Source organism: Cupriavidus sp. 2KB_3 (assembly GCF_052115685.1).
Taxonomy (GTDB): Bacteria; Pseudomonadota; Gammaproteobacteria; order Burkholderiales; family Burkholderiaceae; genus Cupriavidus; species Cupriavidus campinensis.
On sequence record NZ_JBFRHD010000015.1, the window covers coordinates 1 to 12684 of the forward strand.

General features: G+C 62.1%; 9 protein-coding genes and 1 pseudogene. 6 read left to right on the top strand and 4 right to left on the bottom strand.

Going from position 1 to position 12684, the window contains the following annotated elements:
* Nucleotides 1-338 precede the first annotated feature (338 nt).
* Nucleotides 339-1721 (top strand): annotated as a pseudogene (locus tag AB4120_RS16790) (ISNCY family transposase).
* On the opposite strand, the gene AB4120_RS16795 reads toward AB4120_RS16790, so the two are convergent.
* Together AB4120_RS16795 and AB4120_RS16800 are read right to left on the bottom strand one after the other, a co-directional pair.
* Nucleotides 1718-2128 carry a LysE family translocator gene (locus AB4120_RS16795; RefSeq protein WP_441642598.1) on the bottom strand — a complete coding sequence of 137 codons (411 nt, stop codon included), beginning with the start codon at nt 2126-2128 and terminating at the stop codon, nt 1718-1720. The pseudogene AB4120_RS16790 and the gene AB4120_RS16795 overlap by 4 nt on opposite strands.
* Before the next feature lie 276 nt (nt 2129-2404).
* On the bottom strand, nt 2405-5146 hold the full coding sequence (locus AB4120_RS16800; RefSeq protein ID WP_441642599.1) for a cation-translocating P-type ATPase: 2742 nt from the start codon (nt 5144-5146) through the stop codon (nt 2405-2407).
* A 267-nt stretch (nt 5147-5413) separates the two neighbouring features.
* Between AB4120_RS16800 and AB4120_RS16805 the strand changes: the two genes are divergently transcribed.
* Entirely contained in the window at nt 5414-5878 is a 465-nt protein-coding gene (locus tag AB4120_RS16805; RefSeq protein ID WP_149137793.1) for a CBS domain-containing protein, read from the top strand.
* Between the two features lie 212 nt (nt 5879-6090).
* Here the strand turns inward: AB4120_RS16805 and AB4120_RS16810 are convergent, their stop codons facing one another.
* Complete coding sequence (locus AB4120_RS16810) at nt 6091-6963, bottom strand: LysR family transcriptional regulator (RefSeq protein ID WP_441642600.1); 873 nt, start codon at nt 6961-6963, stop codon at nt 6091-6093.
* Between the two features lie 139 nt (nt 6964-7102).
* Between AB4120_RS16810 and AB4120_RS16815 the strand changes: the two genes are divergently transcribed.
* Nucleotides 7103-8086, top strand: coding sequence for an NAD(P)H-quinone oxidoreductase (locus AB4120_RS16815; RefSeq protein ID WP_149137794.1), 984 nt, complete (start codon nt 7103-7105; stop codon nt 8084-8086).
* Nucleotides 8087-8102: 16 nt separating this feature from the next.
* Here the strand turns inward: AB4120_RS16815 and AB4120_RS16820 are convergent, their stop codons facing one another.
* Nucleotides 8103-8645 (bottom strand): hypothetical protein, encoded by a 543-nt coding sequence (locus AB4120_RS16820; RefSeq protein ID WP_441642601.1) that lies wholly within the window; start codon nt 8643-8645, stop codon nt 8103-8105.
* Nucleotides 8646-9074: 429 nt separating this feature from the next.
* Here AB4120_RS16820 and AB4120_RS16825 point away from each other — a divergent pair, with 429 nt between their 5' ends.
* From AB4120_RS16825 to AB4120_RS16835, 3 genes are all read left to right on the top strand, one after another.
* Nucleotides 9075-9386 carry a hypothetical protein gene (locus AB4120_RS16825; protein WP_149137796.1) on the top strand — a complete coding sequence of 104 codons (312 nt, stop codon included), beginning with the start codon at nt 9075-9077 and terminating at the stop codon, nt 9384-9386.
* Between the two features lie 73 nt (nt 9387-9459).
* Nucleotides 9460-11229, top strand: coding sequence for a SulP family inorganic anion transporter (locus tag AB4120_RS16830; protein ID WP_441642602.1), 1770 nt, complete (start codon nt 9460-9462; stop codon nt 11227-11229).
* 15 nt (nt 11230-11244) lie between these two features.
* Nucleotides 11245-12669 carry a DUF2252 domain-containing protein gene (locus AB4120_RS16835; RefSeq protein ID WP_441642603.1) on the top strand — a complete coding sequence of 475 codons (1425 nt, stop codon included), beginning with the start codon at nt 11245-11247 and terminating at the stop codon, nt 12667-12669.
* Nucleotides 12670-12684: the final 15 nt, after the last annotated feature.

Here is a 12684-nt window from a genome sequence, read left to right on the forward strand (position 1 = left end):
CCGCCAACGGCTGATCAACCGGCTGGATCTGGAACGCGCCATCGCGGGAACGGAATGTCCCACCCTGCTCCCGGCTCAGGCGCCATCGGCCAGCGCCACCGCCTTACGGGCACCCCACAAAAAACATCCCACCCCGCACAAAAAGCACGCCCGGACTGACATTTCTATTTAGCGGACGAGGCGACCTTTCAGAACCGCCTAGACAATTGATGTTGGCCGTTATTAGTAATGTCACCTTTGCGATGAATAGAGATGTCACCTGAGGCTGCCTCCCCGGACGCTCCGAGTTTCGTCGGGCGCTTTGGGAGGCAGCCATGCACAGACAAGGATTGGTGACCATGAGCATGCGCGAAGTTGACCGCATGAAGGTGATCCAGGCTGTGGCCGATGGGCACCTTGCGCGCTGGCGGGCAGCCGAACGTCTGGGCGTCAGTGCCCGGCATGTCAGACGGCTGGTCTTGCGGCTCCTGGAGGACGGGCCAAGCGGGCTGGTATCGCGCAAGCGCGGACGTTCCAGCAATCGCCAGTTGCCTCCCGGCCTGGAATCTCGTGTCCGCGGCCTCGTCCGCGACAGCTACGCCGACTTTGGTCCGACCCTGGCCGCCGAGAAGCTGCGCGAGCGCCACGGCATTGATATCTCCTCCGCGTGCGTCCGCCGGATCATGATCGACGCCGGCTTCTGGGTGCCGAGGAAGCTGCGCCCGCCCAAGGTCCACCAGCCGAGGAACCGCCGCGCCTGCCTGGGCAAGCTGGTGCAGATCGATGGCAGCGATCATCACTGGTTCGAGGACCGGGCGGCGGCGTGCACGCTGCTGGTCTACGTGGACGACGCCACCGGCCGGCTGATGCAGCTGCTGTTCGTGCCGACCGAATCGACGCCAGCCTACTTTGCCGCCACCCGGGCCTATATCGAACGGCACGGCAAGCCGATGGCGTTCTATTCCGACAAGGCTGGCGTCTTCCGCGTCAACCGACAGGAGAATGCCGAAGGCCGCGGCTATACGCAGTTCGGGCGCGCCCTGTTCGAGCTGAACATCGACATCCTGTGCGCCAACACGAGCCAGGCCAAGGGCCGCGTCGAGCGAATGAACGGCACGCTGCAGGACCGGTTGGTCAAGGAATTGCGGCTGCGGGAGATTTCCAGCATGGAAGCCGCCAACGCCTACGCGCCGGCCTTCATGGCTGACTTCAACGCGCGCTTCGCCAAGGTGCCGCGCAGCGACTTCGATGCCCATCGGCCGCTGCGCGGTGACGAGGAYCTGGAACGGATCTTCAGCTGGCGCGAATGGCGCAAGGTCTCGCAGAGCCTCACACTGCAGTATGCGAAGGTCATGTACCTGCTCGAGGACCTGCCTGAACATCGCCGGCTGATCCACCGCTATATCGAGGTGGCGGAGTACCCCGATGGCCGGGTCGAGCTATGGGCCGATGGCGCTGCCCTGCCCTAGACCACCTATGACCGGTTCGCCGAAGTCGACCAGGGTGCGATCGTCGACAACAAGCGGCTGGGGCGCACGCTGGCCGTTGCCGCAGAAGTGCAGGCGCAGAGGGATAACCGCCGCTGGGGCGCGCCCTCGCGCACCCTCTCAGGGGATCCGCCGCGGCCCGCAAAGGTGCCGCTAAGCGTGAAGCGGCAACGACAGATCAATAGGCTCGATCTGGAGCGTGCGATTCACCACAATCCGCCTGTCTCCGTATCTCGCGGCCGGCAGACGGATTAGTTACCGCCTACAGGGTGAGAGGCGACTACCGACTGCGGATTCAACACATCACTAAGAAAGCCCTGCCAGAATATCCGGTGCAGAGCGTTCTTCCGAGCATCGAGCTCGCTAGGAACGATGCCTCCTTTAGAGCGCAACGCTCCCCAACCGAGATAAATCAGATATGCCGCCCCTAACCACTTGACTACGGAAAACGCCGTCGCCGACGCGAGGATAAGTGCTGAGAGACCCGTTACCGCGGCGAGCAAGTGCACATAGGCGCCGAGATTGATTCCGAACGCAGCGCACAGACCTGCCGCACGCCCCTGGGCAATCATTCTTCCGAGCAAAAACAACATATCGGGTCCAGGGACGGGACACAAAACAAGGCTCGCGCCTATAAACAGCATATAAGTGTGGAGGCTCATAGCTTCGACAGTCCCGAATTGGATGGAGTCTTCGGCTGAAGCTTGCCATAAAACACACCTAAAATGGGCGGCCCCATCCCCTGCTCAGCAGCCCGCCCGCAGTTGGAAATTCATGATACGTCCTCGAAGCATAGACGCGAGACGCGACCATGCCATGCCGAGGGCCGCACGCCTCAGGTGCGTGATGAATCGTTCCAGCGTCAGGACATGATCAGCGAGACCGAACGCCCCTGCTTCGCGCGCCAGCGCACGTTCGGCCCCGGTCTGGCGTGTCCATCACGGCGACATCCCCGGCGCATCGCCATGCCCCGCCCGTCTCCTTCCAGCCCTGCTGTACCCTTTGTCGAGCTCCATCACCATCGTCAGCATCATTGCGACCAGCGCCAGACTGATCCATGCAGTGACCGACACAGGGGTGAGATGCACCGTCTCACTCAGACCCGGCACATACATCGCCACTATATGCAGCGCCTGGGCGGCAAGCACGCTTACCACCAACATCGGATTCGAAAAGAAGCCCAGTCGGATTACAGACTGGCGCTCCGAGCGACTGTTGAAAGTCTGTACGTTCTCGAAGAGCACAAACAGCAGAAGCAGAAGGTTGCGGGCCTCCTCTTCCGGATAGCCGTGCCTGAGCATCCAATAGAATGTAATGAAGCCACCAGCGCCCATCACAAGTGTCGAATGACCGATGCGGCGGATCATCACGCTGTCGAATATGGGTTCCTGCGGCTTGCGAGGGGGATAGGACAGTTCGTCGCCTTCGGCATGCTCAGCGGCCAGCGCTACGTCCTGAATGCCGTTGGTCACCAGATTGAGCCAGAGGAGTTGCACCGGCAGCAAAGGCATCGGCAGTCCGAGCGGGATCGCCAGCATGAACAGCGTGACTTCTGCAGCGCCCGTGGAGACCAGCATGAAGATCACCTTGCGGATGTTCGCGTAGGCTACCCTACCTTCGCGGATGCCACTTACAATCGACGCAAAGTTGTCGTCTGCGATGACGATATCCGCGCTTTCCTTGGCCACCTCGGTACCCCGGCGCCCCATTGCCACGCCGACATGGGCATGCTTGAGCGCAGGCGCGTCGTTCACCCCGTCTCCAGTCACCGCTATGAAATGACCTGCTCTTGCGAGCGACATCACAATCGCCAACTTCTGGTCGGGGCTCACTCGCGCATAGATCCGCGCATGGCGCGTCAATTGGTCGAGGGCATCCTCGCCGAGCTGCTCGGCCTGGCGGACCTGATCGCCTGTCACCACCTGTTCAGCACTGAAGCGTATTCCTGCCTCGGTGGCTACCACACTGGCGGTGACCGGATCATCACCTGTCACCATCGCGATCTCGATGCCGGCGCCGTAGCATCTTCGAATGGCATCCGGTACCTCGGGCCGAACCGGGTCCCGCATGCCTGCCAGACCCAGGAAGGTCAGGTTGACCAGGTGCCCGTGGCCGTAGACCTCGTCCGGTTCGGCCCCGATGATCCCCTCGGCGAACGCCAATACTCGCAGGCCCTGTGCGGCGAGCGCCTCCTTTTGTTGCAGTAGCGCTTCTCGCCTGATCGGCGAGACGCTTCCACGCACATCCACCTGGTCGCACATTGCGATCAACGTCTCCGGTGCGCCTTTGACGAAAACGCGGATCCGGTCTTCGTGCCGGTGGAACGACGCGGCGTATCTCAGGTCGGGCTCATAGGGGATGCGCGCGACCAGTGGATACCGTTGCCTGACCTCGTGAGCAACGGTTCCCCCCTTGTGCGCCGCAGCCAGAAGTGCGATGTCCACAGTGTCCCCGGTACCGGACCAGCCCTTCGCTTCCCTGGCGAACTGCGCTTCATTGGGCAGTGCCGCAGCCCTCAGCAAGGCCGACACGCGCGTCCTGGCTTCCTCATCGGTCGTGTCCGCGGTGTGGATGGCGCAACGATCCACATCCGGGCCAACATCGCACGATAGCGCAGTCCCATCAGGTAGCCAGATGTCCGTTACGACAAGCTCGTTCATCGTCAATGTGCCAGTCTTGTCCGTGGCAATCATCGTGCAGGAGCCGAGCGCCTCCACTGCAGGCATCTTGCGCACGATGACGTTGGCCTTCGCCATCCGCCGCATGCCGATGGCCAATGCCACCGAGATCGCGACCGGCAGTCCTTCGGGAATCGCACTCACCGCCAGTCCCACTGACATCATGAAAAGTTCGGACAACGGCATGCCGCGCAGCAGGCCCACCGCTACCAGCAGCGCCACGGCAACACCCACCGCCAGGGCGATCAATCGAGAGAAGCGATTAAGTCGAATGAGAAGCGGGGGGCGTGATACCGATTCTCGGTTTAGTTCACGGGCTATGCGGCCGAACTCGCTCGATGCACCCGTTGCCACCACGACGCCCCGGCCCCGCCCCCGGTTGACCACTGTGCCCGCATAGGCACGGCACAGGCGACTGTGAGGCTCATCATCGGCACATTCCTGCATAACGCGCTTTCGCACAGGCAAGGATTCGCCGGTTAGCAACGATTCATCGCACTGCAGATCTGATACTTCCACGAGTTCGAGATCCGCCGGCACCCTGCCACCTGCTTCCACCAGCACAATGTCACCCGGCACCACACAGCGTGCCTCGATTCGCTGCTGCACCCCATCGCGGATGACGGTGGCATCCGGCTGCTCCATCTTGGAAAGCGCGGCCGCGGCCTTGTCTGCAGAATGTTCCTGCGCGGTGCCGACGACCCCGTTGATCATCAGCACGACAGCGATAAACAAGGCATCCCTCGGGTCTCCAAGGGCAAGCGCAACCGCCGCTGCAGCGAGCAGAATGTAAATGAGAGGGCTCAGAAACTGCCGGAGGAACACTGCGACGATCGACGGCGGCCCCGCTCGCGGTAGCGCGTTGGGACCTATCTCGACCAAGCGCTGGGCTGCCTCTGCCTTGCTCAGCCCGAGTTGCGCGGTTGCGGGGCGCATACCGCCCTGGTGACTGCCATCTCTCTGGTCAGGACGGTCGGCGTCTGCGGCATTGGAGAGATCCAAAGGAGAGTCTTCGCCGTTTGTCCCGTGCATGTCGGTAGCAGCAATGTGATGTTGGAGACAGCGAAAGAAATGTCGCAGAAGGTGTCTTTGCCGGCCTGGCTCGCCCACTGACCGTCTTCTAGCGTATGTGAGGGCATCCGGACCCAATTGACGTGGATCAAGTGACGGTTGACCACCGCCCGGCACGCCCCGTGAAGCTGGCTTGACCCAGCGCAAGCCACAGCGAGGCGCAACACCTACATTCGTCCATACCAAAAGGAGACAAAGATGCTAATTCAGGATATCTGCTCAGCCATAGCCGTGCATGTCCCACTGTCCTGCACCCTCCAGGAAGCAGCCACCCAAATGCGGGACCAACACGTCGGTGCGCTGATCGTGACAGAGAACTCATCGACCGGGACACGCGCAGTCGGCATGGTCACGGACAGGGACATCGTCATTGGTGCGACGGCCATCGGTGCGGATCCGTGCCAGACCGACGTGGTCGAGGTCATGACGCGCGGCTTGGTGGCGATTCCACGAGATGCGGGTGTCGGCGACGCAATGCAGTTGATGCTCAGCCACGGCGTAAGGCGGCTGGCTGTACTGGATGGTGATGCCGTAATTGGGGTGATTTCGCTCGATGACCTGTTCGGCGCGCTCGCAAGCGACTGGAACATGTTGTCTTCGCTCGTGCGCACCGAGCAGGATAAGGAGCGTTCCGCCAGCGCACCCACCCCGGCATCCACGTGACCACCAAACCACCCATGGATTCAACTTCCGGCACCATCTCCAGCGCCGATCTCGCACGGGGGTAAAGCATGCATGAAGCCAAACGGTCGTATACGGGGCCCCAGATCATTCTCCATGTCCCCGATTCCATTGCGCCGGGCCACCCCGGAGGCAGGGTCCAGTCCCCGGGGTTCAGGCGCACGCGATAAAGGCGTTTTTGACACCCATATGCCTCAGTCCTCGACCTCAAAGCGCGCCACAATGGCATCGATCATGGCCCGAACCCTCGCGGTATGGCGGAGGTCCTGGTGGGTGACCAGCCAGACTTCGTAGGCAGCCCCCCTCGAAAGTTCAGGCCAGATCCTTACCAGCCCGTCCCGCTCGCCCATATGCACCGGCACCTCGCCAATGCCGATATCGGCACGGATCATCGCTCGCAGCATGAGGCTTGAGTGAACGCTGGCGACGATGCGTCCTGCATGGATAGGCTCGCCCACCAAGGTGGGCCTGCCATTGCCTGACAGGAACGGCTGGTACAGCACGAGATCGTGTCCCGCCAATCCCGTGCCACGTTCGGGCTCGCCGTGGCGCCGCAGATATTGCTCCGTTGCATAGAGCCCCACACGCCAGCGCGCCAGCCTTCGCGCTACCAGGTCGGGACTTTCTGGCTTCTGCGTACGAATGGCGATATCCGATTCGCGCCGAGCGAGGTTGAGCATCTGCGTGGACGTGCTCAACTGCACTCTCACGTCCGGATGATCGACATGCAAGCTGGCAATCGCAGGGATCACGAACGCGAGTGCGAGCGAGTCGGTCGTCGTCACCCTCACCTCACCCGCCAGCCGATTGTCTATACCGTGTGCCTGCCTGACCAGTTCATGGGCGGACTGCTCCATTTTCTCGGCTGCTTTCAGGACGCTTTCGCCGGCAGACGTCAGGGCATAGCCATCCGACGCCCGAAAGAACAAGGTGGCGCTCAGTGCATGCTCAAGCGCAGCAAGGCGCCGTCCTACGGTAGCCTGGTCCAGCCCCACTACCTTGGCGGCCTTGCGCAGCGTACGTTCACGCTGCACCGCAAGGAAAATTCGTGCGTCATCCCAATTCATGCTGTTGGCCTTGTGATGCGTTTTTGCATTAGAGAAGCTGAATATTGCCGCACCAATTCATCGGTACGCAACTCTATACTGGCTGCCAATGGCCGGGCGCCTATCGTCCGGCGCGAGTGCGATCAACCAGGGACTAGCAATGAAAGCCATCACTTTCGCTGAATTCGGCGATGCCGACGTTCTGCAACTCACCGACGTGCCGGATCCGGAGGTCAGGCCCCATGACTTACTGGTGCGCAATCGTGCTGCCGGTCTCAACCGTGCTGACCTCACGCACAGGCGTGGCGGGTACGGACGCGCGAACTTCGGCGATTCGGACATCATGGGCCTGGAGATCGCCGGCGAGGTGATTGCGATGGGCTCCGAGACGCAGGGCTTCGCCATTGGCGACCGCGTCATGGGAATCGTGGGCGGCGGCGGTTACGCGGAACTGGCACGCATCGACTATCGCATGGCCATGCACATTCCCGATGGGCTGGGCGACGTACATGCGGGTGCGTTGCCAGAAGTATTCGTCACCGCCTGGGAAGCCCTTGGTCATCTGGGTCGGCTGACATCAGACGAGTCAGTGCTGATCCATGCGGCGGCTGGTGGCGTTGGCTCGGCCGCGGTGCAACTGGCGCACGCGGTAGGCGCCAGGGTCCTGGCAACGGCCGACGGCAGCAAGCGCGAAGCCGTACTCGGCTTCGGCGCGGATATCGCCATTGATTACAAAAGCGAAGACTTCGAGGCAGTGGTGAATAAAGTCACCGCGGGGCGCGGCGTGGACGTGATCATCGATTTCGTCGGCGCGCCCTACCTGGCACGCAACATTCGCTCCCTGGATTTTGGCGGCCGGCTGGTTCAAGTTGGCATCCTTGGCGGCATCGAAGGGGCCGAGCTTCCGCTGGACCGGGTGCTCTACCGGCACCTGCAAATCATGGGAACGGTCATGAAATCGCGCCCGCCGGCCGTGAAACATGCCATGACTCGCCGGTTCGCCGAGGCGTGGCTCCCCCAATTTGCGAGTCACAGCCTGGTGCCCGTCATCGACAGCACGTTTCCATTGGAAAAGGCCGCAGAAGCGCATCGCCGCATGGAATCCAACCAGAATGTCGGGAAGATCATGCTGACGATGGCGTAGGTCAGCGGGCGATGTGTCAGCCGCTCATCCTTGCAGCGCGGGCGATGCTTTCGGCGAAGAGCGGAGTTTCCCGGCGATTGTGATCACTGGAGGCAGCCTGGCGGCCGCGAGCTGCCTGCTCGAAGGGCACGCCATTCTTCTCGAGGAACGCGAGAAAATCCTCGGTCGGATGTGAGGTCACGCTATTGGTGTACTCGGTCTTCCCGTCAGGCAGGCCTTTTGCGCGCAGCTCCCAGATCACCTGGACCTTGGTGCGTCCATGCGGCGTGAAGACATCGGAGATCGACACCATCTTGCAGTATTGCGGTTCGGTGACTTCGCCGACGTAGTGCTGGACCACGAGGCCGGTGCCGATCATTTCGACGTTGATGGACATGCGCTGCCCATCGTCCGTCCACGTTGCGCCGGCGGCGATGTGATCGGGCGGCGCGCAGCGTTGATACTCTGCATCGGGAAGATTGAAGAGCCACGCTGCAATATCGACCTTTTGGACGTCGACATCGACAACATGGCTGAAAGCGCTCTGCGACAGGATGAGGTCCTTGCGTACAGTGGTCATTTCAGTGCTCCAAGAATTGCGGTTTGGCAAATGCGTCGATTACTGCCTAAAAGTCTCTCGCAATCACAATGTGGCCTTTTGCCTGATACGACGAGCCATTTCCGGATTGCACTGCCTTGAATCAAGGTCGCCACAGCGCGCTATGACGTGCTGATTAAGGCACATCGCAATTCGCCCCGCTACGGGCAACTGGCCGTGATACCTGGTGAAGTGCAACGTACCCGTCGTGCGTGGGCCCACGTCTCCCGCCGCAGTTCGACGACTTGCGTTGCGTCAACGATCGCCCGTCAATGTCGGCTACTTTTCATGGAAAGCAGTCGCGACTGTTCGACAGATATCCGATCGAACGCAGCAGATGACATGCATACCAGAGCGTCTGTTTGCCGATGCGCGATGCTGCAGTAGCGAACCACAGGCAGGAGACGATGTATGCACAAGCGCGATACCCGTGCCCAGCAGGGCCCGGCCTCGGACGCCGAGGGTCTGAGCGCCCTCCTCTACCAGTTGTCTCACCTGATCTCGCAGGGCATGTTGCGTCCGGAGTTCGTGCGCGATCTGGGTGACGAACTTCATGCGGAAATCGATATGCTGCTTAAGTCCCCACGTGCAAGGCATCAGGACGTGGCGGGCCTTAGCGATGCCAGGGCGCGCTTTGACGAGACCCTGCTATGTGCCCGTAGCAAGTTGCTGCTAGATGCCGTCAATCGTACCGAAGCACCGCTAAACCCGTCCTGCGAATAAAGCGCAGATCTCTTCATATACCCGAAGGCCAGAGCCGCGGCTGGGTCGATTCCGCGAAGATGGGGAGGCAATCATGCGCGAGCAGCCCGCGAATCCAGACGCATCGCAACGACCGGCGTCGTTGTCAACTGGCTGGCGCGCAGTGTTTCCGCCATCGCAATGGCTCTCCATTTATTCGTGGGCATATCTTCCCCACGATGCGGTGGCCGGTGTCACGCTGGCCGCCTATGGCATTCCGGTGTCCCTGGCGTATGCCTCGCTTGCCGGATTGCCGCCGGAGTACGGCATCTACTGCTACCTGGTCGGCGGCCTGTTCTATGCAGTATTCGGCACATCGCGCCAACTCGCGATTGGGCCGACATCGGCCATCTCGATGCTGGTTGGCGTCACCGTGGCCGGTATGGCCGCCGGAGACCCGGCACGCTGGGCTTCCATTTGCGCGCTGACAGCCGTGCTGATCGCCGTGATGTGTTTCCTGGCATGGCTGTTGAAACTCAGTTCACTCGTCAACTTCATCAGCGAAACCATCCTGTTGGGCTTCAAGGCCGGCGCGGCCCTGACCATCGCCCTGACCCAGCTGCCAAAACTGTTTGGTGTCAAAGGCGGCGGCGAGTTCTTCTTCGAGCGGGTGGAAATCCTCGCCACCCAGCTTCCACATACCAACGTAACCGTGCTCGCGTTTGGCGCAGCAGTCATCGTCGTACTGCTGCTGGGGGAACGATTCCTGCCCGGGAAGCCCGTTGCGCTCGCCGTGGTCATGGTCTCCGTTGTGATCGCGTCAATCGTCTCGTTGGAGCCGCTAGGGTTCAAAGTGGTGGGGGCCATACCGCAGGGCCTGCCAGCATTTCGGGTGCCGGAGTTGCGACTGCGGGATGTAGACGGCATCGTGCCGCTGGCCTTCGCGTGCCTGCTCCTATCCTACGTAGAGAGCGTATCGGCCGCGCGGGCACTTGCGCAGGCACATCAGTATGAGATCGATGCGCGACAGGAGCTATTGGCCCTGGGTGCGGCGAACCTGGCGGCGGGACTGTTCCAGGCTTACCCGGTCGCAGGCGGACTCTCCCAGTCGTCTGTCAATGACCAGGCCGGCGCGAAGACCCCCCTGGCACTCGTGTTCGCCTCCATCGCGGTTGCGCTGTGCCTGATCTTCCTCACGGGTCTGCTGGCAAACTTGCCCACTGTCGTGCTGGCAGCCATCGTCCTGGTGGCAGTGAAGGGATTGGTCAATTTGACGGAGCTTCGCCACGTCTGGCGCGTGAGCCGGTTCGAATTCGTGGTCTCCATGGTGGCGTTCGCTGCCGTGCTTCTGCTCGGCATCCTGAAAGGCGTGATCATCGCGGTGCTGGTTTCAATGGTGCTGATCATCCGGCGCGCCGCGCACCCGCATGTTGCGGTGCTGGGACGGATACCGGGTACGCGGGCATTTTCAGACGCTGAGCGCCATCCAGACAACGAACCCGTGCCGCACACGCTCGTGCTGCGCCCGGAGGCCTCGCTGCTCTATTTCAACGTCGACCATGTCCGTGCCCGCATTCGCGAAGAGTGCCGCAAGTTTGCGGGACCGTTGTCGCGCGTCATCTGCGACCTCTCGGCCGCCCCCGCCGTGGACATCGCGGGGGCACGCATGCTGGCCGCCCTTGCCGACGAGTTGCACGCGGCGGGAGTACAGCTACGGCTCGTAGGCGCACTCGGCGAGGCGCGAACCCTGCTTCGCGCTGAAGGGCTTGACCACAGCGTGGGCGAGATAGACCGGCAGACGTCAGTCGCCGATATCGTGGAAAGCGACCATGGATACGAAACAGCGCAGCGTGAGCCGGCCTTGCTGCGGGGCGATCCGGTTTGAGAAAAGGAGTCCGGGATGACGAAACTAGACAAACGCCAGATGAGTACCGCAGTCCCGACACATCCGGCGGGTTACCTGACGGCGGACGAACGTGCCGCCAAAGGCCGCGCCCTGCGCGACATGGCCCCGCGCGCATCGCAGGCCGGTTGGCATCCCCCGCCAAACCGCATCGATCCTGTGGAGTGCCTGAAGGCATCGAATGAGGGGCGGATCCTCCAGCTGGTACCCATCCGATTCGGCCGCATGGCGGCCTCGCCGTTTGCATTCTATCGAGGCGGGGCGGCCATCATGGCGGCGGACCTCAGCGGCACACCGACCAGCGGTATCCGCGTGCAGGCGTGTGGGGACGCGCACCTCATGAATTTCGGGGGGTTCGCCACGCCAGAGCGCAACGTGATCTTCGATATCAACGATCTCGACGAAACGCTGCCGGCGCCATTCGAGTGGGACCTCAAGCGCCTGGCGGCCAGCGCTGCCATCGCTGCGGAGCACCTTGCCTTGCCAAAGGCCGACGCGGCCCGCGTGGTGACCGACCTGGTCAGGGAATATCGCGAGCGCATGTTCAACTATGGCTGGATGCGGTCGCTGGACGTCTGGTACGACAAGATTGATCTGCAGAAGTATGAGGACCGCAATGGCGACCCCGCGGTGGTTGCACAGGCGCGCAAGCGTCTGGCCGAGCGCCTCGAGGCGGAACGACGCAAATCGGTTCCGGACTACCTCTATCCGAAGCTCGTCACGGATGCGGGCACCACGCCGCGTATCAAGGACGAGCCACCGCTGATCTTCCATCCGACAGAGGAATTGGCGCCCGGCATGGCATCAGGTTTCTCCGAGGCGCTGTCGGTCTATCGCGACAGCCTGCCGGCCCACACCCGCGTGCTGTTCGACCGCTTTCACCTTGTGGACCTTGCCATCAAGGTGGTTGGCGTCGGCAGCGTCGGCACAATGTGCGCCGTCGCCCTGTTCCTGGCATCCGATAACGATCCCGTCTTCCTGCAGGTCAAGGAAGCAAGAGCGTCGGTGCTGGAACCGTACGCGGGCGCGAGCCTGCATGAGAATCATGGCGAGCGCGTCGTCGCCGGGCAGCGCCTGATGCAGGCGGCCAGCGATGTCTTTCTTGGGTGGACCCGAGGCAAGAACAGACGCGACTTCTACGTCCGCCAGTTGCGCGACATGAAACTCAGCGCGGTGATTGAAGACTGGGACACTGGCATGCTTCGCCAGTATGGAAGGATGTGCGCCCACGCACTGGCCCGCGCCCATGCGCGCTCTGGGGATGCCGCCGTGATCGCCGGCTATATGGGTTCTGGCCAGACGTTTGACGACGCAATCTGCGAATTCGCCACAGAGTACTGCTCGCAGAATCGCGGAGATTATCGAGCCTTTCTCGCAGCCATCCGGGACGGACGCATCGAGGCGCAGAGGGAGGAAATATAGGCGTGGAGGGGCCAA

What these genes read in the sequence shown, in the direction of transcription:
- AB4120_RS16795 (WP_441642598.1), bottom strand. Translation starts at nt 2,128, where the DNA reads ATGAGCCTCCACACTTATATGCTGTTTATAGGCGCGAGCCTTGTTTTG.
- AB4120_RS16835 (WP_441642603.1), top strand. Translation starts at nt 11,245, where the DNA reads ATGACGAAACTAGACAAACGCCAGATGAGTACCGCAGTCCCGACACAT.
- AB4120_RS16825 (WP_149137796.1), top strand. Translation starts at nt 9,075, where the DNA reads ATGCACAAGCGCGATACCCGTGCCCAGCAGGGCCCGGCCTCGGACGCC.
- AB4120_RS16820 (WP_441642601.1), bottom strand. Translation starts at nt 8,645, where the DNA reads ATGACCACTGTACGCAAGGACCTCATCCTGTCGCAGAGCGCTTTCAGC.
- AB4120_RS16805 (WP_149137793.1), top strand. Translation starts at nt 5,414, where the DNA reads ATGCTAATTCAGGATATCTGCTCAGCCATAGCCGTGCATGTCCCACTG.
- AB4120_RS16815 (WP_149137794.1), top strand. Translation starts at nt 7,103, where the DNA reads ATGAAAGCCATCACTTTCGCTGAATTCGGCGATGCCGACGTTCTGCAA.
- AB4120_RS16830 (WP_441642602.1), top strand. Translation starts at nt 9,460, where the DNA reads ATGCGCGAGCAGCCCGCGAATCCAGACGCATCGCAACGACCGGCGTCG.
- AB4120_RS16810 (WP_441642600.1), bottom strand. Translation starts at nt 6,963, where the DNA reads ATGAATTGGGATGACGCACGAATTTTCCTTGCGGTGCAGCGTGAACGT.